Origin of the sequence: Amycolatopsis sp. NPDC006125, from assembly GCF_040614195.1 — a bacterium.
GTDB classification, from domain to species: Bacteria; Actinomycetota; Actinomycetes; order Mycobacteriales; family Pseudonocardiaceae; genus Amycolatopsis_E; species Amycolatopsis_E tucumanensis.
In genome coordinates this window covers 1-25,357 of the sequence record NZ_JBEXTZ010000112.1, presented here as the reverse complement: position 1 = coordinate 25,357, position 25,357 = coordinate 1, and the positions used below count along the sequence as shown (strand labels likewise).

Sequence of the window (25,357 nt, the reverse complement as noted above, 5' to 3'; positions counted from 1 at the left end):
CAGCTGCCGGACGCTCTGGGCCGGGCCGCCGACCTGCCGGTGCGGCTGGCCGGGTTCGAGGTCGCGGTGCCCGCGGAGTCGTCGGTGGCGGAGTTCTTCCGTGCGCTGGAGGTCGCCGGTGACGTGCCGGTGTTCGTCGAGGTGCCGCGGGACTCGCGCCGGGCCGAGGTGATCGCGACCTGCGCGAAGACCGGGCACGCCGCGAAGTTCCGCACCGGCGGGGTGAAGGCGGAGCTGTACCCGGACGAGGCGGAGCTGGCCGCGGCGGTGCACGCCGTGGTGCGGGCGGGGGTGCCGTTCAAGGCGACCGCCGGGCTGCACCACGCGGTGCGGAACACGGACCCGTCGACCGGGTTCGAGCAGCACGGGTTCCTGAACCTGCTGCTGGCGACGGCGGCGGCCCGCTCCGGCGCGGGCGAGGACGAGCTGGCCGCGTTGCTGGCGGAGCGGGACGGCGCGCGGGTGGCCGAGCTGGTGTCCGAAGTGGACCTGACCGCGCGGGAGTCGTTCCGGTCGTTCGGGACCTGCAGCATCGACGAACCGGTGGCGGAGCTGGTGGACCTGGGACTGGTCCCGGCTTCGGTGCTGGAAGGAGGAGTGACGGCGTGACCACGATCGACATCCCCGAGGGGTCGCTGTTCGGGCTGGACAACCTGCCCTACGGCGTGTTCTCCACGCCGGGGACGCAGCCGCGGGTCGGCGTGCGGGTGGGCGACTCGGTGGTCGACCTGGCGGTGGCGCTGGGCGACGACGTGTTCGCGCGGCCGTCGTTGAACGCGTTCATGGCGCAGGGCTACGACCGGTGGGTCGAGGTCCGGGCGCGTGTTTCGGACCTCGTGCGGGGTGAGGTGCCCGCCGATGCGGTCTTCCCGGTGTCCGAAGTGGAGCTGCACCTGCCCGTCGAGGTCGCGGACTACGTGGACTTCTACGCCTCCGAGCACCACGCGTCCAACCTGGGACGGCTGTTCCGGCCGGACGCCGAGCCGCTGATGCCGAACTGGAAGCACCTGCCGGTGGGCTACCACGGGCGGTCCGGGACGGTCGTGGTGTCCGGGACGGACATCGTGCGGCCGTGCGGGCAGCGCAAGGCGCCGGACGAGGCCGCGCCGACGTTCGGCGAGTGCCGCAGGCTGGACATCGAGGCCGAGCTGGGGTTCATCGTCGGGGTGCCGTCGCCGCTCGGTTCACCGGTGTCCACGGAGGACTTCGCGCGGCACGTGTTCGGCGCGGTGCTGGTCAACGACTGGTCGGCGCGGGACATCCAGGCCTGGGAGTACGTGCCGCTGGGCCCGTTCCTCGGCAAGAGCTTCGCGACGTCGATCTCGCCGTGGGTGGTGCCGCTGCCGGCGCTGGAGGCCGCGCGGGTCCCGACGCCGGAGCAGTCGCCGGAGCCGTTGCCGTACCTGCGGGAGTCGTCGCCGTGGGGGCTGGACATCGCGTTGTCGGTTTCGTGGAACGGGCAGGAGGTCAGCCGCCCGCCGTACCGGGAGATGTACTGGTCGCCGGCGCAGATGCTGGCGCACATGACGGTCAACGGGGCGTCCTCGCGCACGGGCGACCTGTACGCCTCCGGCACGATCTCCGGCCCGGAGAAGAACCAGCGCGGCGCGTTCATCGAGCTGACCTGGGGCGGCAAGGAGCCGATCGAGCTCAACGGGGAGCCACGAACGTTCCTCCTGGACGGCGACGAGGTGGTCATCTCGGCGACCGCCCCGGGCACGGAAGGCCGCATCGGTTTCGGCGAGGTGCGGGGGAGGATCCTGCCGGCCACCGAAGCCAAGCGCTGAGCCCTCCGGCTCCGGCCTGGTGCGGGTGGCCAGGCCGGAGCCGGCGGTGTCACAAGACCCGCCGCCGCACCCGCCACAGGCCGGCCGCCAGGAGCAGAGCGCCCAGCACCACGTGGATCCCGCTCTCGATCCCCTGGAAACGCCAGAACCGGTCGGCCGGGTGGAACGCGGCCCGCTGCGCCGCCACCCCCTGGTTCTCCAGGCAACTCCGCGCGGTGTCGGCGGACGTGCAGGCGGACGGTTCGAACGCGACCTCCTGGCCGCTTGCGTCGTAGTACGCCGCCCCGAGCCGCCACGCGTCATACGGGACGGGGTTCTCCGCGGTGACGGGGGCCGTGGCCAGGGCGGGCGCGGCGTAATCGGCCCTCGCGAGGTTCGCGACCCCGATCACGACCACCAGGTAGACGAGCAGCGTCGCGGCCATCGCGGCGAGCGTGCTGCGGAAGAACAGCCCAGCCGTCGCGCCGATGGCGAACGCGAGCGCGGTGTAGGCGCCCAGGACCGGCCCCTGCGTTTCGAAACCCGGTGTCATGATCGCTCCGCGGGTCACGTAGTGCAGCGGTTCGAAGGCCCACGCGCTCACCAGGCCGAGCGCGAACATGCCGAGCAGGACCGGCGTGCCCACCACGAGCACCTTGCTCGCCCACCAGCGGAACCGGCTCACCGACTGCGTCAGCCCGAGGATGTGGGTCCCCTGCTCGAACTCGCGCGCGAACAGTGGCGCACCGGTGAACATGCCGAGCAGCACGGGGAGGCCGAGCAGCACCATCGGGAAGTTGCGCGCGAAGCTCTGGAACTCGTCCTCGAACGCCGCCATCGCCGGGGCGGTGCACCGTCCACTGTCGACCACATGGCACCCCTCGATGCCGTGGGCCGCCAGGTAACCGGTCGCTTGCGTGTGCTCGACGACCAGCACCGCCGCGACGGCAGCGATCAGCCCGACACCGAGCAGCAGCTGGAGGCGGTGCAGCCGCCAGGTCACCCAGGTCACGCGGCCACCTCCCGCGCGCGTGCCGCGGCGCTGCCCGCCCGCAGGTGCGCCATCACCAGTTCCTCCAACGTGGGTTCGTGTGATTCCCAGCCGGGAGCGGGCGAGTGCCCCCGCACCAGGGCCGTGACCTGGCGTGCCGTCGTGCGCCGCTCGACCACCGTGTCCGCGGCGAGGTCGCCGTCTGCGGGGCCGACCAGCAGCCGGTGCCCGGCGAGCAGGTCCGCCACGTCGCCGCACAGCCGTGTCCGCCCGTCGGCGAGCAGCACCAGGTGATCGCACACGTCTTCCAGGTCCGACAGCACGTGCGAGGAGAGCAGCACGGTCATTCCGGTGTCGGCGGCTTCGGCCATCAAGGTCCGCATCACCTCGTCCCTGGCGATCGGGTCCAGATCCGCGAGCGGTTCGTCGAGCATGAGTACGCGCGGCCGCCGGCCGAGTGCCACCGCGAGCGCCACCCGCGTGCGCTGGCCGCCCGACAACGTGCCGATGCGCGCCGTGCGCGGGACACCGGCCTCGTAGACGAGCCGCTCGGCGTACGCCTGGTCCCACGTGGTGTTGAGCGCCCGGCCCGCGCGCAGCATGTCCGCGACCGTGAATCCGCGGTACAACGGCTTGTCCTGAGCCAGGAAGGCCAGGTCCGCGGGAATCCCGCGCCTGTCCGGCGCGCGGCCCATCACCCGCACCTGCCCCTCGGTCGGCTCCAGCAGGCCGGCGGCGAGCGCCATCAACGTCGTCTTGCCCGCGCCGTTGGGGCCGACCAGCGCGCTGATCCGGCCGTGTGGCACGGAAAAGTCGCAGTCCCGTAGCGCCCAGCCCCGGCGGTAGCGCTTGCCGAGGTCGGCCGCCGTCAAGGCGTCACTGCTCGCCATGCCCCCTCCTTCACGTCCAGTGGTGTTCGTCGAGTACCGACTTGACCAGCGCTTCGATGTCCTCCCGCTCCAGCCCGGCCGCGCGGGACTCCCGGATCCAGCTCTCCAGCTTCTGGCGCAGCACGGCGCCGTCCACCGCGTCGCCGTGCCCGAGGGAACGCCGGACGAAGGTGCCGAGCCCGCGCCGCGCTTCGACGAGCCCTTCGCGTTCGAGTTCGCGGTACGCCTTGAGCACCGTGTTCGGGTTGATGGCGATGCTGCTCACCACCTCCTTGGCGGTGGGCAACCGGTCGCCCGGCCGGAGCCGGCCGAGCCGCAACGCCTGTTCGACCTGCTGCACCAACTGCAGGTAGGTGGCCACGCCGCTGCGCCGGTCGATCCGGAACTCGATCACAAGAACCCTTTCACTAATCAAGTAGTGAAAGGGTAGTACACGACGGCTCCGCCGAGCCACCGGTGTGCCCGGTCAGCGGCCGGTGAACTTCGCCTTCCCCGGACCTTCCTCCAGGAACGACCGCACCGCGTTGCGCAGGTCCTCTGTGCGGTACAGGTCCGCCGCGATGGACGTGATGTGCTTGTTCGCCTCGGCGACGCCGCCGTTCGCGAAGTGTGACAGCACCTTCTTCGTCGCCGCGTGGGCGCGTGTCGGGCCCTCCGCCAACGATGCCGCGAAAGCGCGCGCCGCCTCGTCGAAACCGGCGTCCGGCAGCACCCGGTTCACCACGCCCCACCGCGCCAGCTCCGCCGCCGGGTAGCGGTCGCCCGTCATCACGAACTCCGCGGCCCGCCCGACGCCCGCCCGCGCGGCCAGGCGCTGTGTGCCGCCCATCGTCGGGGTCAGGCCGACGACCTTCTCGACCAGCCCGAACGACGCCCGCTCCGCCGCGAGGATCAGGTCGCACGCAACCGCGACCTCGAACGCCCACGTCAGGCACAACGCGTGCGCCGCGAACACCGTCGGGATCTCCAGCGCCGCGATCCGGTCCGGCAGCGCCAGCATCCGGTCGAACAGCTCCTTCGCCTGCCCGGGCGTCTCCTGCGCGGCGAACAGCGACACGTCGACGCCGCCGCTGACGACCTTGCCCTCGGCGCGGATCAGCAGCGCCCGCGCGTCCCCGAGGCGGTCCAGCGCGGCGTCGAAGTCCGCGTGCAGCTCCAGCGTGTACAGGTTGAGCGGCCCGGCGTCGACCGTCAGGACGGCCAGTCCGGTGGGCTCGAGGTCCAGGCGCACAGTCACAAGGCCGCAGACTAGACGGCCGCGCCCGGACGCACAGTGATCACCGCCGCATTGCCGACCGCCACGCGCGGCACCGCGGCCCCCGACAGCGGGTCCACCCCGGCCGTCGCCACCCGGATCGGTCCGCCGTGCGTCACCACGACCAGCTCCTCCCCGGCGTGCCGCGCCGCCAGCCTGCCCAGCGTCCGCCGCACCCGCAGGTGCAGGTCGGCCACGCTCTCCCCGCCTCCGGGCGGCAGCCGCAGCGGGTGCGCCCACAGGCCGTCGATCACCGGCCGCACCTCGGCGAACCGCCTGCCCTCCAGCGCGCCCAGCCGCTGCTCCCGCAACCCGGCGTCGACCAGCACCGGCAGCCCCAGCCGGGCCGCGATGATCTCCGCCGTCTCCCGCGCCCTGGGCAGATCGCTCGACACGAGCACCGTCCCGGTCACGTCCAGCGCGGCCGCCTGCGCCCGCCCCGCCGCGGTCAGCGAACCCGCGCGCGGCGACTGCCCCTGCACGCGGCCGGCGACGTTCCACGCGCTCTGCCCGTGCCGCACCAGGTGCACGGCCATCAGTACTGCAACCGCGGGTCGTCGTAGTTCTTGAACTCCAGCACGTTGTTCGACGGGTCCACCAGGAACAACGTGCGGTGCTGCTCGGCCGTCCCCTCGAACCGCAGCGACGGCCCGGACAGCACCTTCAGCTTCCGGTGCTCGACGACCCGCACCAGCCGGTCGAAGTCCTCGGCCCGCGCGAAGCTCACCCCGAAGTGCCGCGGGTACGCCACCGCCTCCGCCGGCACGTTCTCCGACAGGTGGCAGACGAGCTGGTCGCCGAAGAAGTCGAACGTCACGCGGTCGTCGTAGCGGCGGGCCAGTTTCGCGCCGAGGCCGAACACGTAGAACTCGACGGCCTCGTCGAGGTCGCGGGCGGGAATGGCGACATGGCAGGCGTCCCTGGGGTCACGCATGGACGGTCCTTTCGAGAGTGGGGGTGAGCTGGATCAGGGTGTCGGCGCGCAGCCCGCGCCGCAGGGTTTCCACGCCGAGCACGTCGGTGGTGGCGATGTTGCCGAGGTTCACCGACGGCCCGAGGGCCTGGATCAGTTCGACCTGCAGGTCCTTGGTCGGCGCCTCGAACAGCAGGCGCCGGTGGTCGACCGCGGAGATCACCGCGTGCAGCACGTCCTCGCGCACGTGCCCGTCCGCCCGGGCCAGGCCGCTGCGGCCGCTCTCGCGTGTCTCGGTGATCACGAAGTCCGCGCCCGCGGCGAGGTCCTCGGCGATCGCGGCGACCCAGTCGCCCGGCCCGAGGCTCGCCGAACGGCCCGCGTCCTTGTAGCCGACCTCGGCGAGCACCGGCCGGTACCGAGTCATCCGCTCGACGTAGAACGCCTTGTCGTGCTGCGACAACGGGATCGTGCCGTTGGACACCTCGATGTGGGTCGCCCCGGCGTCGTCGACGAACGCCAGGTAGTCGTCCAGCCGGTCGCGCACCAGGTAGTGCTCGAACAGCGTGCCGCCGAAGTAGCAGCCGATCCCGGCTTCCCGCAGCACGGCGATCTTGCGGTGCAGGTCCCTGGTCACCAGCGCGGTGCCCCAGCCGAACTTGAGCAGGTCGATGTGGTCGCCGTGGCTGGCCACCAGGTCGGTGAACGCGCCGGTCGGCAGACCGGGGTCGATCACCATGGTCACACCGGTGTTCATCGGGTTCCTCCTGTGGGGACGAGGGCGGGCGCGGGCACGCGAGCGCGCGGCCGGGGCCGCCCGGTGAGGGCGAGGCTGGCCGGGGTGCGCCGCGCCAGTGCGGTGACCAGGCCGGATGCGGAGTAGACGAGCGGGACGACCACCAGCACCAGCACGGGCAGCAGCACCGCGTCCGGCGGCTGCGCGGGTCCGGCGGCGACGACCGCGAGGAGCAGGCCCTGCAGCAGCAGCGGGTGGACCAGGTAGACGCCGAACGACGCGTCGGAGGCCGCCCGGACCAGACCGCGCCACGGCGTCCCGCGCTCCGCCCACACCAGACCGAGCGCGAGGAACGCCAAGGCCACGGCGAAACTCTCCACCACGACGACGGGCTGGAAAACGATGCTGGCCACCAGCGGCGGTGTCCCGGCCGAGTAGACCTGTCCCAAGTAGACACCCACACCGAGCGCCAGCGCCGCCACGCAGCCGCCGAGGACCAGCGGAACGTGCGCGCGGGTCCACGCCACGAGCCGTTCCCGGTGCGTCCCGGCCAGCGCGCCGGCCAGCACGTAGCCGAGGTAGCTGGGCAGCCAGGCGTCCGGCGCGTGCACCCACCCGGACAGCCCGCCGAGGTCCCACTGCTGCTGCACGGCGAGCGAGAACACCAGCTGGAACGCCACCGCGAAGGCCAGCAGCGCCCAGTGGTACCGCCGGGTCACCGCGATCAGCGCCCGGACGAGCGGCCACACCAGGTAGATCTGCATCGACACGAGCAGGAAGTACAGGTGGTAGCGCGCGGTGCCGGTGAGCAGCTCGGGGACGAACGCCGTCGCCGAGTACGGTCCGCCGTTCGCCAGGAAGTAGACGACCGTCCACAGCAGATACGGCACGACCACGAACAGGTAGCGCCGTCGCCAGAACTCGCGCCACCGCGGCTTGCGGACCGTGCTGTAGGTGAGCACGAACGCGGTCAGCAGGAAGAACACCTCGCGGCTGACGTGGAAGACGATGATCAGCCCGCCGATCGGCACCCCCGGCGCGAACGGCGCCAGCGCCAGCACGTGCAGGCCGATCACCAGCCCGACGGTCAGGACCCGCACCAGGTCGACGTAGTGCAGGTGCGCGCCGCCCCGGCTCACCGGCCGCCCGCCGCGGCGCGCAGTTCACGGCGCAGCACCTTCCCGGTCGGGCCGAGCGGCAGGGCCGTCGTCACCTCGATCACCGACGGCCGCTTGTAGCGGGCCAGCCGCTGTTCGCACCAGCCGTGCAAAGCCCGCGCCAGCCCGGGGTCCGGCCGTCCGGTCACGAACGCGACGGGAACCTGGCCGAGGCGCTCGTCCGGCGCGCCGACGACCGCGACCGCGGTGACCGCCGGGTGCGCGAGCAGCACGTCCTCGATCTCGTGCGGGTAGATCTTCTCGCCGCCGCGGTTGATGACGTCGTCCACGCGCCCGGCGAGCGTCAGGTACCCGTGCTCGTCGAGCACGCCCACGTCACCGGTCGGCAGCCACCCGTCCGGCGTCCGGGCCGGGCGGATCCGTTCGCCGAGACCGTCCAGTTCGAGGTACCGGCTCACCACTTGACGGCCGCGCAGCCGAACCTCGCCGCGTTCGCCCGGCGGCAGCACCGCGCCGTCCGGCCCGGCCACCACGAGACCGACCCCGACGGGCAGGCCGACCGAGCCGGCGCGGCGCAGCCGCGGATCGAGCGGGTTCGCGGTGATCTGCCCGGCGGCCTCGGACATCCCGTAGGTCTCCAGCACGCCGACGCCGGTGCGCTCCGTGAAGCGCCGCGCGATCTCGGGTGACAACGGCGCCGACGCCGACCGCGCGAACCGGATGCGGCGGACGACGTGGTCCGGCGGCGCGGGCTGCCCGGCGAGCGAGGCGAGGATCGCGGGGACGGTGTTGAGCCAGGTCGGCGACCAGCGCTCGACGCGGTCCCAGTGGTCGACGGCGCTGAACCTCCGGTCGAGGACCAGCGAGCCGCCGCTGACCACGGTCGCCAGCAGGCCCATCACCTGCGCGTTCACGTGGAAGAGGGGGAGTGGCGTGTACCCGCGCTCGCCGGGGCCGAACCGGTGGTGCCGGGCGACGCGGCGAGCGGCGCGCACGAGCTGCCACTCGCTGAGCGGGATCCCCTTGGGCGCGCCGGTGGTGCCGGAACTGGTGAGCAGCACCGCGGGCCGCAGCGCGGTGCCGTCGGCGCGGATGCGACCGGTCCGGACGGGACCCGGGCCGTCGCGGTCGAGCGCCCAGGTCGGGTGTCCGGGCACCAGGTCCGGCTGGTCGGTCGCGACGACCGCGGCGCGCAGCCGGTCGAGGGCGGTGCCCAGTTCGGCGGCGGTGAGGCGGGGATCGACCGGCGCGGCGGTCAGGCCCGCGGCGAGGCAGCCGAGGTAGGCGGCGGTGAACGCCAGCGGATCCGCTGCCACCAGGCCGATCCGGGTGCGGGGCGGCAGATCGCGGGCGAGTTCGCGCCAGCGCCGCGCGGTGGCCGCGACCGAACGCCAGGTCAGCTCGCGCCCGTCCGCGCCGTCGAGGAAGGCCACCTCGTCCGGCCGGTCCTGGGCGCGCACCTCCAGCATCCGGGAAATCACGGCCATCTGCACTCCTCTGGTTCGGCGAACGACCCGGCCGAGTGTCGTCCCCCTTTCTGGGCGGCCGGTGAGAGCCGCCTGAGAAAACGCTGTGCTCACCCGCGCCCCACGGAATTCCGGTCAAACTGATTCCGTGCGGTGGTGGAAAGCGTTCCTGGTGAGCGTCCTGTGCGTGCTGCTCGTCGGCGGTTCGGTTTCCGCTGTGGCGCAAGGAGTTTCGATGACGACCCGGGTGGTGGCGGGGCGGACTTATCTGGCGGTGCGGGCGGAATCCGCCCATTCCGGACTGCCGTTGCTGGTGGTGTTGCACGGTCGTGGAATGGATGTCCGGAATATGGCGACCCGGACCGGTTTTCTGCGGTTCGCGGAAAACGGGCTCGCCGATGTCGTGTATCCGGCGGGAATCGGGCAGTCGTGGAACGCGGGCAGCGGTTGCTGTGGTCTGGCCGCCCGTCGGCACGTCGACGACACGGCGTTCGTGCAGGCGGTGGTCGCGGACGCCACGCGGGCGTTCGGCACCGATCCGCGGCGGATCTACCTCGTCGGTTACAGCAACGGCGGGCGGCTCGCGTTCCACCTCGCGTGCGTCTCGCCGGCCACCTTCGCCGCGTTCGCGACCTACGGCGCCGCCCCGCCCACGACGTGCGCGAACCGCGCCGCGGCCGGGTTGTCCGCGCTCGTCGCCGCCGGGACCGCGGACCGGATCCTCCAGCACGGCGCCCAGGTGGTGCAGCACGCGACCACGACCTGGCGGGCACTGAACTCCTGTCCGGCGCACTCCTCGACGCGGCGGACCGGCCCGGCGGTGGTGACGACGTGGCGCGGCTGCCACGGCGGAGCCGCCGTGCAGTCGATCGTGTTCCCCGGCCTCACCCACGCCTGGCCGTCCTCCGTGGCCGGGCTGATGTGGAACTTCCTGTCCCGTCAGGTCGGGCACGGCACCGGTGTCAGCGCGGTGTCAGCGCGGTGACCGGTCGCCCGGCGACGGTGGACGCATCGGATTCCGGGACACGGAACAACACGGAGGAGATGTGTCATGCCTGCTTCCACCTCACCGGAGCACGGGCGCCTGACGCGCCGGACCGTTCTGCAGGGCGCCGGTGGCGCCGCCGCGCTCACCCTCGCCGGGGCCGGAACCGCCTCCGCGGAAAGCCACGAAGGCGACCGCGGTGAGCGTGGCGTCGCCCGCGGCTGGGGGAAGGTCGCCGACGCGTTCCGCGCGAACTTCGACGGCCCTGGCGAGGTCGGCGCGGCGTGCAGCGTCTACGTGGACGGCCGCCTCGTGGTCGACCTCTGGGACGGCCTCGCCGATCGCGAGGCGAACCGGCCGTGGCGCGCGAACACCATCGCGCAGGTCGCCTCGACGACGAAGGGCGCCACCGCGATCTGCGCGCACCTGCTGGTGCAGCGCGGTCTGCTGGACCTGGACGCGCCAGTGGTCCGGTACTGGCCGGAGTTCGGCGCGCGCGGCAAGGACACGATCCCGGTGCGCCGGCTGCTGTCCCACCAGGCCGGCCTGCCGGTTGTGGACGGGCCGCTGACCTTCGCGGACGCGTGCGCCTGGCACCCGGTCATCCGGGCGCTCGAAGCGCAGCCGCCGCTGTGGCAGCCCGGCACCGAGCACATCTACCACGCCCACACCTTCGGGTTCCTGGTCGGCGAGGTGGTGCGCCGGATCACCGGCAAGTCCCTCGGCACCTTCTTCGCCGAGGAGGTGGCCCGCCCGCTCGGGCTCGACGCGTGGATCGGCCTGCCGGAGAAGCACGAACGGCGGGTCGCGCGGATCCACGACGCCGCCCCGTTCACCGTGGACGAGCTGCTCGCCGGGTTGATCAAGGTGACCGGGCTCGACGCCGACACGGTCACCGCGTGGGTGAACGCCCAGTACAGCCCGGGTTCCGTCGCCATCCGCGCGGGCGAGCTCGGCGGCGCCTTCGACAACACCACCAGCTACTTCACCACGCGTGCCTGGCGTGCGGCGGAGTTCCCGGCCGCGAACATGGTCGCCGACGCGCACTCGATCGCCCGGATGTACGCCGCCACCGTCAGCCGCGTCGACGGTGTGCGGCTGCTCAAGCCGTCGACCGTCGGCACGGCGACCGAGATCCAGACCGACCGCACGCGCATGCACGGGCTGCCGCCGGGGCTGAGCCTCCCGGCCGACCGCTCCTTCAACATGTCGCTGGGGTTCTGGCGGGCCTGCCCGCCGTACCCGATGCTCGGACCGCGGTCGTTCGGCCACCCGGGCTCGGGTGGATCGGTGGGTTTCGCCGACCCCGACGCCCGTGTCGGGTTCGGCTACGTCCCCAACCTGTGGAACTACCGCCCGGACGACCCGCGGGCGACGAACCTGGCCGACGCGGTCCGGGCCTGCCTCGGGTGACGCTCCTGCCGCCCCGGTGGTCGGCCGGTCAGGCGCACGGCTGCAGGGCCGGCGCGGGCACCCGGCGGCGCAGCAGTTCGGGCAGCACGGTCAGCAGGCCGAGCGCCGCGAGGCCGGCGCCGAGCCACAGCGGCGCGCGCAGCCCGGACGTCTCGATCACCAGCCCGCCGAGCGACGACCCGAGGATGACGCCGAGCGTGATGAACGACGAGTGCACGGTGTTGACCAGGGGCCGGGCGTTGCCGGCGCGCTGCACGCGGGTCACCATCGCCGGGTTCATCGTGACGCCGACCAGCCCGATGCCGAGCATCGCCACCACCGCGGGCGCGGGCAGGTCGGCGAGCACGGCGAACGCGGCGAGGAAGACCAGGTTCAGCGCGAGGCCGGCCACCAGGACGGGCAGGGTGTGCCGGTCGGCGAGACGCCCGACGACGACGTTGCCCACGACCGTGGCCGCGCCGTATGCGACGAGCAGCAGCGGCACCGTGCCGCCGTCGAACCCGGTGACCTCGGTGAGGATCGGCGTGAAGTAGCTGAACGCGGAGAACGTGGCGCCGATGATGAGCGTGCTGGTCGACAGCGCCAGCCACAACCGCGGGGCGCGGAACACGCCCAGTTCTTCGCGGAAGGTGCCGCCCTCGGTGGACGTGGCGAGCGCGGGCACGCCGGCGAGCGTGGCCAGCGCCGCGACCACGGCCAGCACGCCGATCGCCCAGAACGCCGCGCGCCAGCCGAGGTTCTCGCCGACGACCGTGGCGAGCGGCAGGCCGAGCAGGGTGCCGAGCATCAGGCCGTTCATCACCACGGCGATCGCGCGGCCGCGGACCTCCGGGCGGGTGAGCTGCGCGGTCAGCGAGATGCCGATGCCGAAGAACGCCTGCGCGGCGACGCCGGTGACGACGCGGGCGACCAGCATCGTGCCGTAACCGCTCGCGGTCGCGGCCAGGACGTTGCCCGCCAGGAAGACCGCGAACAGCAGCATCAGCGCGGTCTTCGGGGCGAGCCGCATCAGGGCGACGGTGAGCACCGGGCCGCCCGCCGCCATCGCGACCGCGAACGCGGTGATCAGGTAGCCGATCTGCGGCACCGTGACGCCGAGCCCGTCGGCCAGCTGGGGCATGAGCCCGGCGACGACGAACTCGCTCGTGACCATCGCGAACACGCCGAGGCTCAGCACGTAGATCGCGCGTGGCATGCGCACTCCTCTCATAGACAACCGTACGTTCCAAAATCGGGGCAAGCCGCGAGGGCTTTCAGGCGAGCAGCGACAAGGCCTGGTCGACGGCTTCGTCCAGGCGGCGGATGTCGTCGGTCTTGCCGACCACGCGGATGCCCTGGATGAACGTGACGAGGAAGCGGGCCAGCGCCCGCGGGTCCTTGTCCGGCGGGAGGTCGCCCTCCTGCTGGGCGCGGGAGAGGGTGCCGGCCAGTGCGGCCTCCAGTTCCCCGAAGGCGATGTCCACCCGGCGGGCCGCCTTCACGTCGCGTGGCAGCAGCTCGGTCGCGGTGTTGGTGACCAGGCAGCCCTTGCGCTCCGCGTCCTCGCGGCACTCGGTGACGTAGGAGTGGACGAAGTCGCGGACCGCGTCGAGCGCGGGGCCGGGCCGGTTGAGCGCGGTCATCGTCTCGGTGCCGCGCAGTTCGCAGTACCGGTCCAGGGCGCGCAGGTACAGGTCGTGCTTGCTGCCGTAGGTGGCGTACAGGCTGGCGCGGTTGACGCCGACGTGGTCGACCAGGTCCTGCATCGAGGTGGCCTCGTAGCCCTGTCGCCAGAACAGCTCCAGCGCCGCGTGCAACGCGGCGTCCGGATCGAACTCCTTGGTCCTCGCCATGATCGGCAGCGTAGCGCATTGGCAACTGATCGTTCCAATAACCCTGGTCTGTCTGCGCTCCTGCTGCCCGATTATCGAGTTGATCGTCAACCAAGGGAGGCGGGAATGTTGCACAATCGAATGATGGATCCGCCCGGGTGGGCGGTGACCGGAAGTCATCGGGAGGCGTGAACTGATGAGCCGCACGGGGCAGGCCGCGCGCGAAGCGGTACCGCCCGAAGCGGTGCTGACCCCTGCCGCGGTGGCGAGCAGGCTCGGTGTCGCGGTCGCGACACTGCGCAGCTGGGACCGCAGGCACGGGCTGGGGCCGAGCTCCCGCGAACCGGGGCGGCACCGCCGGTACACGGTCGGCGACCTGCGACGGCTGGAGCGCGTGGTGCACCTGGTGCGCCAGGGCGTGCCGGTGGCGAGCGCGGCCGCGAGCGTGAGCGCGGGTGCGGCGCCGCCGATCGCCCCACCCGGTCAGGTGCCCGACCGGGTGGCGAGCCGCCGGCGGCGGTCACTGCGCGGAGCCGCCGAGAAGCTCGACCCGGACGCGTTCCGCCGCATCGTGGTCGGCTTCCTCGACCGGCACGGCACCGTCGACACGTGGCAGAAGCTGCTCGTCCCGTTCCTGCAGGAGCTGGGCGAGCGGTGCGCCGAGCCGGGCGGGCCCGTCGAGGTCGAGCACCTCGCCACCGACGGGATCATCGCCGCGCTGCACGCGGTCCCGCCGGGCAACACCGGTTCGGCTTCCGTGCTGCTGGCGTGCGCGCCGGACGAACAGCACTCCCTGCCGCTGGAGGTCCTGCGGCACGCGCTCGCCGAACGCGGCCGCGGCACCATCTCGCTCGGCGCGCGCGTGCCGCCGCGGTCGCTGCTCACGACCGTGACGGTGCGCAAACCGGCGGCGACGGTCGTGTGGGCGCACACGCCCGAGCTGGCCAGCCAGGTCCCGGCGGACGAGCTGACCGGCACGCGGCTGTTCGTGGCCGGCCCCGGCTGGGACGGCCTCGCCCTCCCCGACGGGACGCGGCACCTGCGCGACCTGGCCGAGGCGGTCGAGGCCCTGGCCTGAGCGTCAGGGGTTGACGCCGGTCAGCGCGAAGAACTCCTGGCGGGACCGGGCGTCTTCGCGCAGCGTGCCGAGCAGCGTCGAGGTGACGGTGCTCGAACCCGCGGCCTGCACGCCCCGCAGCGTCATGCAGGTGTGCTCGGCCTCGATCACCACCCCCACGCCCTTCGGGTGGACGTGTTCGGCGAGCCAGTCCGCCACCTGCTTGGTGAGCCGTTCCTGCACCTGCGGGCGCCGCGCGAAGTGCTCGACGATGCGGGCCAGTTTGGACAGTCCCAGGATGCGCTCGCCGGGCAGGTACCCGACGTGCGCGACGCCGACGAACGGCAGCAGGTGGTGCTCGCACACCGACCGCACCGGGATTCCCCGCGCCAGCACCAGCTCGTCGTACCCCTCGTCGTTGGGGAACGTGGTCAGGTCGAACGGCCGCGGCGAGAACAGCTCGGCGTAGGCGCGGGCCATCCGGCCGGGCGTCCCGCGGAGGCTTTCCGGCTCCAGCGACACCCCCAGTGCTTCGAGGAACTGGGCGGCGTGGAGCTCGGCGGCGGCGAGGTCCACTCCCTCGGCGGGCTCGTGGACGACTCGCAGGGCGGTTTCGGACTGCACGTGCTGCCTTTCGATCGGGTGGGTCAGTGGGCTGGGCGGGTGCGGTGGGCCGGCGGCGAGCGGTACCCCTCGGCCTGCACGTCCTCGGCGGCGACGCGGACGCCGAAGCGGTAGGCGAGCTTGCCGCCGAGGTAGCCGGACACCGCCAGGGCGGCGAGCGCGGCCGCGGACAGCACCAGCGGGCCGATGCCGACCCGCCCGTCGAGCTCGCCCTGACGCCAGAAGAAGCCGGCGACGAACGCGCCGGTGACGGTGAGGTTGAGCCCCATGTGCGTGAGCCCGGTCCGGAAGGCCCGGGTGCCGCGCGGCACCGCCAGCAGGTCGAGCGCGCCGGTGGCCGCGGCCAGCACCGCGCCGATGACCCCGATGGCGATGAGCCAGACCGATCCCCGCGTCAGGAACCCCGGCCCGGCGACGATCCGGGACCCGATGTCGAACACCAGGCTGCTCACCCACGCCCCGATCGGCACCGTCACCAGGATCGGGTGGAACGGGTGACCGTAGGGCCCGGCGAGCACGGCGCTCGCCGGCCGTTTCGCGTCTGCCATGACGACCTCCGGCTACTCGGTTTTCGCCAATGAAGTTTGGTCTTATCGCTCCGGAACGTCAAGAGTGCGCAATTGCGCATGTGAGATTGGGTGATATCGTGATCCGATGAGCGAGGGGCCGATCCGGGCGCTGGCCGCGCTCGACGACGAGCTGCGGCGCAGCATGTACGCCTTCATCCGCCAGGCCCGGCGCCCGGTCACGCGGGACGAGGCCGCCGCGTCCGCCGGCATCTCGCGCAAGCTCGCCGCGTTCCACCTCGACAAGCTCGTGGCGGCCGGGTTGCTGCGGGCGCGCTACGAGTTCGTCGGCGAGCGCCGGGGCGCGGGCCGCACCCCCAAGGTCTACGAGCCCTCCGGCGAGGAGGTGCGGGTCAGCATCCCACCCCGCCACCACGACCTGCTCGCGGACATCCTCCTCGGCGCGGTGCTGGACGAAGGCGAACACGAGACCGCCCGCGACGCCGCGCTTCGCGTCGCCCGTAAGCGGGGCCGGGCGGTCGGGACCGCCGAGCGCGAGCGGACGCGGCCGGGCCGCCTCGGCGCCGAGCGGGCGCTGACCGTCGCCGCGGAAGTCGTGGAACGGCACGGTTTCGAACCCAGCCGCGAGTCCCCGGTCTGCGTGCGGCTGCGCAACTGCCCGTTCCACCCGCTGGCCGCGCGCGAGCCGGCCGTGGTGTGCGGCATCAACCAGTCCTTCCTCGGCGGCCTGCTGGACGGCCTCGACGCGGCGAGCGTGGAGGCGGCTTTGGAACCACGGGCGGGGGAGTGCTGCGTGGTACTGCGCGCCAGGTCCTGAGCACCGAGCCGGCGCCCCGCCGGTGACGAACCACCCGGTGATTCGGCGTGGTGTCCTGTTGGTCATGGCAGTTTGGCGGGCGCTGCGCCGGGGTGCTCCACGCCAGGAATCCTGTGTTCACGCAGCGCCGGATGTTGTTCATCGTCGCGGTGCACGCGTGCTTGCTGACCGCGTTCCAATGGCTGACCCCGGCGAGCGGCCGCTTCCTGCGGCACGTGCCGCTGTGCGGGGTGGGTGGCGCTGGCATGGTGATCGTCGTCGTCGCGGTCGGTCTGCGCCTGCCCGCGGTGGCCGGCAGGCGCGCGTGACGCTCGGCTGAGTGACAAGCACGGGGTGTTGTGACAGCGTGTCGGCATGGTCGAACCTGCCGTCCGGGTCGAGCGCAGCGGCCCCGTCTGCACCGTGATCCTGTCGCGCCCGCACGCGCGCAACGCCGTCGACGGCCCGACCGCGCAGGCGCTGCTGGAGGCCTTCGAGGCGTTCGACGCCGACGACTCCGCCGCGGTCGCCGTGCTGTGGGGCGAGGGCGGCACGTTCTGCGCGGGCGCCGACCTCAAGGCGATCGGCACCGAGCGCGGCAACCGGCTGGGCGAGGACGGCCCCGGCCCGATGGGACCGACGCGGCTGCGGCTGGGCAAGCCGGTGATCGCCGCGATCGCCGGGCACGCCGTCGCGGGCGGGCTGGAACTCGCGCTGTGGTGCGATCTGCGGGTCGCGGCCGAGGACGCGGTGTTCGGGGTGTTCTGCCGGCGCTGGGGAGTGCCGCTGATCGACGGCGGCACCGTGCGGCTGCCGCGGCTGATCGGGGTGAGCCAGGCGATGGATCTGGTGCTGACCGGTCGCCCGGTGCCCGCGGAGGAGGCGCTGCGGATGGGCCTGGCGAACCGGGTCGTGCCGGCGGGCACCGAACGCGCCGCGGCGGAGGAACTGGCCGCGGCGATAGCCGGTTTCCCGCAGACGTGCCTGCGCGAGGACCGGCTGTCGCTGCTGGAGCAGGACGGCATGGACGAGCAGGCCGCGATGGCGAACGAATGGCGGCACGGCCTGACCTCACTGGCCGCCGACGCGGTGCGGGGAGCACAACGCTTCGCAGCGGGCGCGGGGCGGGGTGGCTCGTTCGAGTAGCGCTGCCGCCCGGAGCACCACCAGCGCGCCGGCCCGGCGGCTCGGTCGGCTAGCCGTTCTCGTTGTTCTCGTTGTTCTCGTTGATCGCGTTGTTCGTGCCGGTCACGAGCCAGCGCGCGACCTCGTGCAGCTTCCGGTTCGTGTTCTGCGAGGCGCGCACCAGCAGGTCGAACGCCTGGTCGTCGGTCACCTGGTGGCGTTCCATCAGGATGCCCTTGGCCATCGAGATGACGTCGCGCGACTCCAGCGCGCTGCGCAGCTGCGCCTGGGCCCGCGACCCGGCCAGCGCGACGGCCGCGTGCGCGGCGAACAGGCCGCACACGTGCTCGGCGGATTCGTCGAACGCGTCCCGCTGGGTGGAGAACAGGTTGAGCGCGCCGAGCAGCGTCTTGCCGGTGAACAGGCGCACCGCGAGCATCGAGTTGATCCCCAGCTCGGCGGCGGCGTAGCCGAACTTGGGCCAGCGCTCGTCGGCGGCGATGTCGGCGGTGCGGTACACGATGTCGGTGTACACCGCGTCCACGCAGGGGCCCTCGCCCAGCTTGTGCTGCAGCTCGTCGAGGCGCGCGACCCGCTCGCTGGACGGTGCGACGGACTTCAGGCTGCCCGACTCCAGCAGGGAGACGCCGGCGTCCTCGGTGCCCGGGACCGTCGCCGCGACGGCCTGCACGATGTTCGCGACCGTCTGCTCGACGTCCGGCTCCGGTTCGAGCGTGCGCACGACCGCGCTGAGCGCGTCCGCGAGCTCGAGGTCGGCCGGCTTGATGAGTTCGTCCGTCACCTGGACAGTCTTATCCATGGGGCTGGGGCGGCGACAGGGGCTGCCCCCGCGTTTCAGATTCCCGGGTCCCTCGGTCGGCTGACGCGGTCCCGCCGGAAGGCCGCCGCGACGCAGGCCGCGGAGGCGAGCACGAGCAGCCCGGCCAGCACCCACGCCCAGGCCGCGCCCATGGTGACGGCCAGGTAGACCTCGGCGGCGGCGGTGCCCGCGAACGCGAGCGCCACGAGCAGCCAGAACCACCGGATGGCGGATGCGCGCATGGGAACCACTCCTTGCCGGGTTGCTTCGCCTATCGCGCCCGGGCGGTGTGGGGTTACCCGCGTCGCTATTCGCAGTACTTGAGCAGCGGCAGGATCGCCCGTTCCGGCAGCTCCGCCGGTTCCGCGCAGGCCGCCAGCCGCGCCAGCAGGTCGTCCTCGTCGAGACCGGTCCCGATCAGCACCAGCCGCGTCGCCGGGGCCTCCGCGCCCCACGGCGACCGGTGGAACCGCAGGTACGGGCCGACGGTCTGCAGCAGGAACCGGTCGTCGTAGCCGGGCACGGCGAACCGCACCGGCCCCTTCATCCGGTACAGCCCGGCCGGCCGCTCGGTCAGGAACGCCAGCAGCCGCCGCGGGTGGAGCGGCGTGTCGGACGAGAACTCGACGCTGCGGTAGGCGTCGTGCAGGTGCTCGTGGACCTCGCTGTCGGAGTGCCGCAGGTCGTCGAACGACAGCTGCCGCGCCACCGGCTTCCGCTCCCGCGCGTCGAACAGCAGACCGGGGTCGATCGCGCCGAACGCGGACCGCACCACCGGGCGGCCGTCGCTCACCTTGCGCACCAGCTCGACCAGGCCGGGATCGTCGCGCCGGTCGGTCTTGTTCAGCACCACCAGGTCGGCGAAGCGCAGGTGCTCGTCCAGCTCGGGGTGGCGCACCCGGTTGGCCTCGAACTCGACCGCGTCGACCACCTCGACGAGCCCGCCGTAGGCGACGCGCGGGTTCTCGCTGGACAGCAGCATCCGCACCAGGTCGCGCGGTTCGGCGAGGCCGCTGGCCTCGATGACGATCGCGTCGATGCCCAGCTCCGGCTCGGCGAGCCGCTCCAGCATCCGGTCCAGGCCCGCGGTGTCGACCGCGCAGCACAGGCAGCCGTTGCCCATCGGCAGCATGGCGTCGACCTGCCCGGCGACGGCCAGCGCGTCCACGTTGACGCGGCCGAAGTCGTTGACGATCACGCCGATGCGGTGGTCGCGGGCGTGCGTCAGGAGGTGGTTGACCAGTGTCGTCTTGCCCGAGCCCAGGTAACCGGCGACCAGGACCACGGGAATCGCCTCGGAAGTGCTCACCTCGCTACACCCTAGCGCGCGATGGGCCACGCCAGTGGGATCGCCGCCCCGGCCGGTCGCGGTGTGGTGGGTGGGCGGTCGTGGGGGTGTGTTGTGGTTGAGCAGGCGGGTGGGGGTTGGCCGCGCGGGTGGTGCTGCCCCACCGGAACGGCGCGGCCGAGCAGGCGGGGGCTCAAACCGGGCCACCGGTCTGCGTCTCCAGGCGGCCCGCCCGCCGTGGCGGGTGTCGTCGGCGGGTTCCCTGGACCTCAGCCGCGCCAGTGGTACTGCCTCTCCGGCCGCCCGGTGCCGCCGTAGCGCAGCCGTACCTCGGCCCGTCCGGCGGCCACGAAGTGCTCCAGGTACCGCCGCGCGCTCGGCCTCGACAGGTCCGTCACCCCGGCGCACTCGCTCGCCGACAGCCCGTCCGGGTGGGCCTGCAGCGCCTGCCGCACCAGTTCGGCCGTCTGCTCGGTCAGCCCCTTCGGCAGCGCTTTCGGCGTGCGGGCCCCGAAGACCGCGTCCACGTCCTCCTGCCCGGCCGTGCTGCGCTGCGCCAGCCGGTGCAGTTTCCGCCGCAGCGTGGCGAACTCCTCCAGCTGCGCCTGCAGCGCCGACGACGGGAACGGCTTGATCAGGTAGTGCAGCGCGCCACCACGCAGGGCGCCCCGCACGGTCTCCACGTCCCGCGCGGCCGTGATGATCAGGACGTCGATGTCCTGCGTCGCCGGGTCGGCCCGCAGCTGCCGCAGCACCGACAGGCCGTCCACGTCGGGCAGGTAGATGTCCAGCAGCACCAGGTCCGGGTGCAGCTCCCGCGCCGCACGCAGCGCCTCGGCACCGGTGTGCGCCACCCCGGCGACGGTGAACCCCGGCGCGCGCGACACGTATCCACTGTGGACCTTCGCGACCATGAAGTCGTCGTCCACCACCAGAACCCGCATCACCGGGACACCTCCGCTCGCGTCGGCAGGACGGCGGTGAACACCGCGCCGTCGGCGTTGTGCACGGCCACCGAGCCGCCGCGGCGCAGGCAGGTCTGCCGCGTCAGCGCCAGCCCGAGCCCGCGCCTGCCGCCGTGCTCGGCGGCCTTCGTGGTGAACCCGTGGGTGAACACCTCGGTCGCGATCTCCGGCGCCACCCCCGGCCCGGAGTCCCGCACCACCACCGAAACCGCGTCCGCGTCCTGCCGGATCTCCACCTCGATCCAGTCGCCGTCCCGGCCGGCCAGCGCGTCCAGGGCGTTGTCGACGAGGTTGCCGACCACGGTCACCAGGTCCGCCGACAACCGGTCGTCCACATCGTCCAGACCGGTGCCCGGCGCGAGCCGCAGGCCGACACCCCGCTCGGCGGCCAGGCTGGCCTTCGCGATGAGCAGCGCCGCGACCGCCGAGTCGGCGATGTGCGCGGTGACCTCCTCCTGCCACTTCGTCTGGGCCTCGCTGACCAGGTCGACGTAGTGCCGCACCTCGTCGTACTCGCCCAGCTCGATCAGCCCGGCGATGGTGTGCAGGCGGTTGCTGAACTCGTGGGCCTGCGCCCGCAGCGTGTCCGTGGCCCGCGACGTGGCCTCCAGCTCCTCGCGCAACGCGGCCAGCTCGGTGCGGTCCCGCAGCGTCACGACGGCGCCGCGCGCGATCGGCATCCGGTTGAGCGCCAGCACCCGCCCCGCTCGCAGGCCGATCTGGTCGACGCCATGCGCGCGTCCGGTGAGCACGTCGGTGAGCCGCTCGTTGAGCCCGAGCTCCGCGACCGGCCGCCCGACGCAGTCCGCGGGCAGCGCCAGCAGGTCGCGGGCCTGGTCGTTGACGAGCGTCACCCGGTGCTGGGAGTCCAGGCCGAGCACGCCCTCCTTGATGCCGTGCAGCAGCGCTTCCCGGTGCTCGGCCAGCGCGGTGATCTCCCGCGGCTCCATGCCCAGCGTCTGCCGCTTCACGCGCCAGGTGAGCAGCAGCGACCCGGCGACCCCGACCACGGTCGCGATGCCCAGCATCGTCAGCGCCGCGCCGGGCGAGTTCGCCACGCCCTCGAAGAAACCAGGCGTCTCGGTGCCTGCCGCGACGATCCCGACGATCTGCCCGGCGTCCCCGATCACCGGCACGTGCGCCACCAGCTGCCCGGAGATCTCGCCGACCCAGGCGCGCCCCTGCAACACGGTGCTCGCGCCCAGCGGCAGCTCCGTGCGCAGCTGGTTCGGGTCCGGGGAGGTGAGCACGATCCCGTCGGGTGCGGCGATGATCACCGAGTCCGCACCGGAGAGGGTCCGCGCGGACTCGGCGAAGGCGGGCAGCGCGTCCCGCCGGATCGGATCGGCCAGGCTCGCCCGCACCCCGGCGGTCGCCGCGACCTGCTCGGCGACGGCGAGCAGCTTGCGGCCCTGCGTGTCGGTGAACGTCCGGTCGGACTGCACGGCGGAGTAGCCGAACACGCACGCGAGCAGCGCGAACACGATGATCAGCTGCCAGCCCAGCAGCTGGCGGGCCAGCGATCCTTGCGCACCCACGCCCCTCACTATCGCATCCGCGACGCCCGATCGTGCCGTGACCACAATGACCACAACGACCGATAGGTGCCTAACGGGTGACAGCGGCGCGGCCCCGGTGCACGATGCCGGGCAACGAAGGTCCACAACGAGGTGCGCTGATGAAGAATCGCAAGGGCTGGCTCGCCGTTCTCGGCGCGGCCGTGGCTCTCCTCCTCGTCCCCCCGCTGGTGTCCGCGGGCGGCGAGGAGACCGGGCCCCAGATCAGGGGCCTGCGGATGATGGTCCCCAACTCGCCCGGCGGCGGCTACGACATCACGGCCCGCACGGCCGTGAAGGCGGTCGAGGACGCCGGGCTCAACGGCAACATCGAAGTGTTCAACCTGCCCGGCGCGGGCGGCACGGTCGGCCTCGGCCGTCTGGTGAACGAGCGCGGCAACGGCAAGCTCGCCATGTCCATGGGCCTCGGCGTGGTCGGCTCGGTCTACACCAACAAGTCGCCGTCGTCGCTGCAGGACACCACCGCGATCGCGAAGCTGACCGAAGAGGCCGACATCGTCGTGGTCAGCAAGGACTCGCCGTACCAGACGATCCAGCAGCTGGTCGAGGCGTGGCGCGCGGACCCGGGCAGCGTCCCGGTCGGCGGCGGCTCGGCGCCCGGCGGGCCGGACCACCTCGCGCCGATGCTGATGGCGCAGGCGGCCGGGATCCCGCCGACGCGGGTCAACTACATCCCGTTCGACGGCGGTGGCGAGCTGATGGCGTCCGTGCTGGGCGGCAAGGTCGGGTTCGGCGTCTCCGGCATCGGCGAGACCCGCGACCAGATCGCCTCGGGCGCGCTGCGGGCGCTGGCGGTGACCAGCCCCCAACGGGTGCCGGGCATCGACGCGCCGACACTCCTGGAGTCCGGTGTGGACGTGTCGTTCACCAACTGGCGCGGGATCGTCGCGCCGCCGGGCCTGTCCGACAGCGACCGGGAACGGCTCATCGGGTTGTTCACACGGCTGCAGGACACGCCGCAGTGGCGGGAAGCGTTGCAGCGCAACGGGTGGACGCCGGCGTTCCAGCCGGGTGACGACTTCGCCGCGTTCCTCAAGACGGAGAACGACCGGGTCGCCGCGGTGCTGAAGGAGCTGGGGCTCGCATGAGCGTGATCGAGGAGAAGACGACGTCCGCGCCGAAGTCCTGGTGGCGCACGCACTCCGAGCTGGGTGTCTGTGTCTTCCTGTTCGCCGTCGGCGTGCTGGTGCTCGTCGACGCGCTGAGCATCCCGACCGACTTCACGCAGCGCGGGCCGGTCGGCCCGAAGGCGGTGCCGATCCTCGTCGGCTCGCTGCTGCTGCTCGTGTCGCTGCTGCTGGCGCGCGACGTGCTGCGCGGCGGCCGCGGCGAGGCAGAGGCGGGGGAGGACGTCGACCTGGACGCCCCCGCGGACTGGCGCACGGTGCTGCTGCTGTCGGGCGCGTTCCTGGCGAACGCCGCGCTGATCGACACGCTCGGGTTCCCGCTGTCGTCGGCGATCATGTTCTGGGGCGCTGCCTACGCGTTGGGCAGCAGGCACCTGGTGCGGGATCCGCTGATCGCGGCAGGCGTCTCGCTGGTCACCTGGTTCGTGTTCACGGTGCTGCTGGGCGTTCCGCTGCCCGGCGGCCCGCTGATGGGGGTGCTGTAGCTCATGGACCTGTCCAACCTGTGGGCGGGCTTCGGCACCGCGCTGACCCCGTCGCACCTGATGTTCGCCGCGATCGGTGTCCTGCTGGGCACCGCGATCGGCGTGCTGCCGGGCATCGGCCCGGCGATGGCGGTGGCACTGCTGCTGCCGGTGACCTACGGTCTCGACCCGACGGCGGCGTTCATCATGTTCGCCGGCATCTACTACGGCGGCATGTTCGGCGGCTCGACGACGTCGATCCTGCTCAACACGCCCGGGGAGAGCGCGGCGGTGGTCACCGCGATCGAGGGCAATCCCATGGCGCGCAAGGGCCGCGGCCCGCAGGCGCTGGCCGCGGCGGCGATCGGGCACTTCACCGGCGGCATCATCGGCACGATCGCGCTGGTGCTGCTCGCGCCGCTGATCGCCGACCTCGCCGTGGACATCGGGGCGCCGGACTACTTCGCGATCATGGTGCTGTCGTTCGTCGCGGTGACCTCGGTGCTGGGCAAGTCCCGCGTCCGCGGCTACGCGTCGCTGCTGATCGGGCTGACGATCGGCCTGGTCGGGCTCGACGAGATGACCGGCCAGTCGCGGCTGACGTTCGGCGCGCTGCACCTGGCGGACGGCATCGACGTGGTGATCGTCGCGGTCGGCCTGTTCGCCGTGGGCGAGTCGCTGTGGGTGGCCGCGCACCTGCGCCACAACCAGTCCGAGGCGATCCCGGTGGGGCGGCCCTGGCTGTCCCGGTCGGACCTGCGGCGGACGTGGAAGCCGTGGCTGCGCGGGCCGGTGATCGGGTTCCCGTTCGGCGCGATCCCCGCCGGTGGCGCGGAAATCCCGACGTTCCTGTCGTACGTGACCGAGAAGCGGTTGTCGCGCAGGCAGGACGAGTTCGGCAAGGGCGCGATCGAGGGCGTCGCCGGCCCGGAGTCGACGGCGAGCGCGTCGGCGGCGGGCACGCTGGTGTCGATGCTGACGCTGGGCCTGCCGACCACGGCGGTCGCCGCGGTGATGCTGGCGGCGTTCCAGCAGTACGGCATCCAGCCGGGGCCGCTGCTGTTCCAGCGCGAGTCCGCGCTGGTGTGGGCGCTGATCGCGAGCCTGTTCATCGGGCTGGTGCTGTTGCTGCTGATCAACCTGCCGATGGCGCCGGTGTGGGCGAAGCTGCTGCGAATCCCGCGGCCGTACCTGTACGCCGGGATCCTGTTCTTCGCCAGCGTCGGGGCCTACGCGGTCAGCGGCTCGGTGATCGACCTGATCCTGCTGTACGTGATCGGTGTGATCGGGTTCGCCATGCGGCGCTTCGGGTTGCCGGTGCTGCCGGCGATCATCGGGGTCATCCTCGGCCCGGCCGCGGAGCAGCAGATGCGGCGGGCGCTGCAGATCAGCGACGGCGACCTCACCGGGCTGGTGAACTCGCCCCTCGCGATCGGCGTGTACGTGCTGGTCGCGGTGCTGCTGGCGTGGCCGCTGGTGCGGAAGCTGGTGCGCCGCCGGGAACCGGCGAAGGTGTGAGTACCGGGAGGGCGGCCGCGGCGGGCGCGGCTGGCGGGGGGCGAGATGTGATGAGGTTCGGGGAGGGAAGGAGAGGGGACGAGGGGGGGGAGAGAGGGGGGGGGCAGGGATCAAAAAAAAAAGGG

The 25,357-nt window shown here is 72.7% G+C and carries 29 protein-coding genes; 11 read left to right on the top strand and 18 right to left on the bottom strand.

Features of this window, described 5'->3' with window-relative positions:
- Positions 1-609: hypothetical protein (locus ABZ193_RS36965; protein WP_354713222.1), on the top strand; the 609-nt coding region annotated here is incomplete at its 5' end.
- Entirely contained in the window at positions 606-1,787 is a 1,182-nt protein-coding gene (gene fahA, locus ABZ193_RS36960; protein ID WP_354713220.1) for a fumarylacetoacetase, read from the top strand. The genes ABZ193_RS36965 and fahA, both read left to right, overlap by 4 nt.
- Before the next feature lie 49 nt (positions 1,788-1,836).
- On the opposite strand, the gene ABZ193_RS36955 is transcribed toward fahA, so the two are convergent.
- The 9 genes from ABZ193_RS36955 to ABZ193_RS36915 form a co-directional block, all read right to left on the bottom strand.
- Positions 1,837-2,778 (bottom strand): ABC transporter permease, encoded by a 942-nt coding sequence (locus ABZ193_RS36955; protein WP_354713218.1) that lies wholly within the window; start codon positions 2,776-2,778, stop codon positions 1,837-1,839.
- Entirely contained in the window at positions 2,775-3,647 is an 873-nt protein-coding gene (locus ABZ193_RS36950) for an ABC transporter ATP-binding protein (protein WP_354713217.1), read from the bottom strand. Before ABZ193_RS36950 ends, ABZ193_RS36955 begins: the two co-directional genes overlap by 4 nt.
- Before the next feature lie 10 nt (positions 3,648-3,657).
- Positions 3,658-4,041 carry a GntR family transcriptional regulator gene (locus tag ABZ193_RS36945; RefSeq protein ID WP_237336837.1) on the bottom strand — a complete coding sequence of 128 codons (384 nt, stop codon included), beginning with the start codon at positions 4,039-4,041 and terminating at the stop codon, positions 3,658-3,660.
- A gap of 72 nt (positions 4,042-4,113) precedes the next feature.
- A complete protein-coding gene (locus ABZ193_RS36940) occupies positions 4,114-4,878 on the bottom strand; it encodes an enoyl-CoA hydratase/isomerase family protein (protein ID WP_354713226.1) in 765 nt (254 codons plus the stop codon).
- 17 nt (positions 4,879-4,895) lie between these two features.
- Positions 4,896-5,438 (bottom strand): histidine phosphatase family protein, encoded by a 543-nt coding sequence (locus tag ABZ193_RS36935; RefSeq protein ID WP_354713215.1) that lies wholly within the window; start codon positions 5,436-5,438, stop codon positions 4,896-4,898.
- Complete coding sequence (locus tag ABZ193_RS36930; RefSeq protein WP_237336835.1) at positions 5,438-5,836, bottom strand: VOC family protein; 399 nt, start codon at positions 5,834-5,836, stop codon at positions 5,438-5,440. Before ABZ193_RS36930 ends, ABZ193_RS36935 begins: the two co-directional genes overlap by 1 nt.
- Positions 5,829-6,572, bottom strand: a complete 744-nt coding sequence (locus ABZ193_RS36925; RefSeq protein ID WP_354713213.1) for a phosphosulfolactate synthase — start codon at positions 6,570-6,572, stop codon at positions 5,829-5,831. The genes ABZ193_RS36930 and ABZ193_RS36925 overlap by 8 nt, the downstream gene beginning before the upstream one ends.
- Complete coding sequence (locus tag ABZ193_RS36920; RefSeq protein ID WP_354713212.1) at positions 6,569-7,690, bottom strand: acyltransferase; 1,122 nt, start codon at positions 7,688-7,690, stop codon at positions 6,569-6,571. The genes ABZ193_RS36925 and ABZ193_RS36920 overlap by 4 nt, the downstream gene beginning before the upstream one ends.
- Complete coding sequence (locus ABZ193_RS36915; protein WP_354713210.1) at positions 7,687-9,156, bottom strand: AMP-binding protein; 1,470 nt, start codon at positions 9,154-9,156, stop codon at positions 7,687-7,689. The genes ABZ193_RS36920 and ABZ193_RS36915 overlap by 4 nt, the downstream gene beginning before the upstream one ends.
- 214 nt (positions 9,157-9,370) lie before the next feature.
- Here ABZ193_RS36915 and ABZ193_RS36910 point away from each other — a divergent pair, with 214 nt between their 5' ends.
- Positions 9,371-10,120 carry a PHB depolymerase family esterase gene (locus ABZ193_RS36910; protein ID WP_084506017.1) on the top strand — a complete coding sequence of 250 codons (750 nt, stop codon included), beginning with the start codon at positions 9,371-9,373 and terminating at the stop codon, positions 10,118-10,120.
- 66 nt (positions 10,121-10,186) lie between these two features.
- Entirely contained in the window at positions 10,187-11,533 is a 1,347-nt protein-coding gene (locus tag ABZ193_RS36905; protein ID WP_020416749.1) for a serine hydrolase domain-containing protein, read from the top strand.
- 28 nt (positions 11,534-11,561) lie between these two features.
- Here ABZ193_RS36905 and ABZ193_RS36900 read toward each other — a convergent pair whose 3' ends face one another.
- Positions 11,562-12,728, bottom strand: a complete 1,167-nt coding sequence (locus ABZ193_RS36900; protein WP_354713209.1) for an MFS transporter — start codon at positions 12,726-12,728, stop codon at positions 11,562-11,564.
- Between the two features lie 58 nt (positions 12,729-12,786).
- Complete coding sequence (locus ABZ193_RS36895) at positions 12,787-13,365, bottom strand: TetR/AcrR family transcriptional regulator (protein WP_354713207.1); 579 nt, start codon at positions 13,363-13,365, stop codon at positions 12,787-12,789.
- Between the two features lie 175 nt (positions 13,366-13,540).
- Between ABZ193_RS36895 and ABZ193_RS36890 the strand changes: the two genes are divergently transcribed.
- Positions 13,541-14,422: a MerR family transcriptional regulator gene (locus ABZ193_RS36890; RefSeq protein WP_354713205.1), complete on the top strand. Its 882-nt coding sequence runs from the start codon at positions 13,541-13,543 to the stop codon at positions 14,420-14,422.
- Positions 14,423-14,425: 3 nt separating this feature from the next.
- Here ABZ193_RS36890 and folE read toward each other — a convergent pair whose 3' ends face one another.
- Positions 14,426-15,025, bottom strand: a complete 600-nt coding sequence (folE, locus tag ABZ193_RS36885) for a GTP cyclohydrolase I FolE (protein ID WP_354713203.1) — start codon at positions 15,023-15,025, stop codon at positions 14,426-14,428.
- 23 nt (positions 15,026-15,048) lie between these two features.
- A complete protein-coding gene (locus ABZ193_RS36880) occupies positions 15,049-15,573 on the bottom strand; it encodes a DUF2231 domain-containing protein (RefSeq protein ID WP_354713201.1) in 525 nt (174 codons plus the stop codon).
- A gap of 106 nt (positions 15,574-15,679) precedes the next feature.
- Here ABZ193_RS36880 and ABZ193_RS36875 point away from each other — a divergent pair, with 106 nt between their 5' ends.
- The 3 genes from ABZ193_RS36875 (at position 15,680) to ABZ193_RS36865 (ending at position 17,494) form a co-directional block, all read left to right on the top strand.
- Positions 15,680-16,369 (top strand): transcriptional regulator, encoded by a 690-nt coding sequence (locus ABZ193_RS36875; protein ID WP_354713199.1) that lies wholly within the window; start codon positions 15,680-15,682, stop codon positions 16,367-16,369.
- Between the two features lie 131 nt (positions 16,370-16,500).
- The gene (locus ABZ193_RS36870) at positions 16,501-16,677 is read left to right on the top strand and encodes a hypothetical protein (protein WP_354713197.1); all 177 of its coding nucleotides are present in this window, start codon (positions 16,501-16,503) and stop codon (positions 16,675-16,677) included.
- Positions 16,678-16,723: 46 nt separating this feature from the next.
- The gene (locus tag ABZ193_RS36865; protein WP_354713196.1) at positions 16,724-17,494 is read left to right on the top strand and encodes a crotonase/enoyl-CoA hydratase family protein; all 771 of its coding nucleotides are present in this window, start codon (positions 16,724-16,726) and stop codon (positions 17,492-17,494) included.
- Positions 17,495-17,543: 49 nt separating this feature from the next.
- Here the strand turns inward: ABZ193_RS36865 and ABZ193_RS36860 are convergent, their stop codons facing one another.
- The 5 genes from ABZ193_RS36860 to ABZ193_RS36840 all read right to left on the bottom strand — a co-directional run bounded on the left by ABZ193_RS36860 (position 17,544) and on the right by ABZ193_RS36840 (position 22,084).
- Positions 17,544-18,275: a GAF and ANTAR domain-containing protein gene (locus tag ABZ193_RS36860; protein WP_354713195.1), complete on the bottom strand. Its 732-nt coding sequence runs from the start codon at positions 18,273-18,275 to the stop codon at positions 17,544-17,546.
- A gap of 53 nt (positions 18,276-18,328) precedes the next feature.
- Positions 18,329-18,535, bottom strand: a complete 207-nt coding sequence (locus ABZ193_RS36855) for a hypothetical protein (protein WP_020416759.1) — start codon at positions 18,533-18,535, stop codon at positions 18,329-18,331.
- Positions 18,536-18,600: 65 nt separating this feature from the next.
- Entirely contained in the window at positions 18,601-19,578 is a 978-nt protein-coding gene (locus ABZ193_RS36850) for a GTP-binding protein (protein ID WP_354713224.1), read from the bottom strand.
- A gap of 272 nt (positions 19,579-19,850) precedes the next feature.
- A complete protein-coding gene (locus ABZ193_RS36845) occupies positions 19,851-20,528 on the bottom strand; it encodes a response regulator (protein WP_027935668.1) in 678 nt (225 codons plus the stop codon).
- Positions 20,525-22,084 (bottom strand): sensor histidine kinase, encoded by a 1,560-nt coding sequence (locus ABZ193_RS36840; RefSeq protein ID WP_020416762.1) that lies wholly within the window; start codon positions 22,082-22,084, stop codon positions 20,525-20,527. Before ABZ193_RS36840 ends, ABZ193_RS36845 begins: the two co-directional genes overlap by 4 nt.
- 140 nt (positions 22,085-22,224) lie before the next feature.
- Here ABZ193_RS36840 and ABZ193_RS36835 point away from each other — a divergent pair, with 140 nt between their 5' ends.
- Genes ABZ193_RS36835 through ABZ193_RS36825 form a run of 3 tightly spaced genes read left to right on the top strand, consistent with a single transcriptional unit; the run spans position 22,225 to position 25,232 of the window.
- Positions 22,225-23,211, top strand: a complete 987-nt coding sequence (locus tag ABZ193_RS36835; RefSeq protein WP_354713193.1) for a tripartite tricarboxylate transporter substrate binding protein — start codon at positions 22,225-22,227, stop codon at positions 23,209-23,211.
- Positions 23,208-23,735, top strand: coding sequence for a tripartite tricarboxylate transporter TctB family protein (locus ABZ193_RS36830; RefSeq protein WP_354713191.1), 528 nt, complete (start codon positions 23,208-23,210; stop codon positions 23,733-23,735). Before ABZ193_RS36835 ends, ABZ193_RS36830 begins: the two co-directional genes overlap by 4 nt.
- 3 nt (positions 23,736-23,738) lie before the next feature.
- Complete coding sequence (locus ABZ193_RS36825) at positions 23,739-25,232, top strand: tripartite tricarboxylate transporter permease (RefSeq protein ID WP_020416765.1); 1,494 nt, start codon at positions 23,739-23,741, stop codon at positions 25,230-25,232.
- Positions 25,233-25,357: the final 125 nt, after the last annotated feature.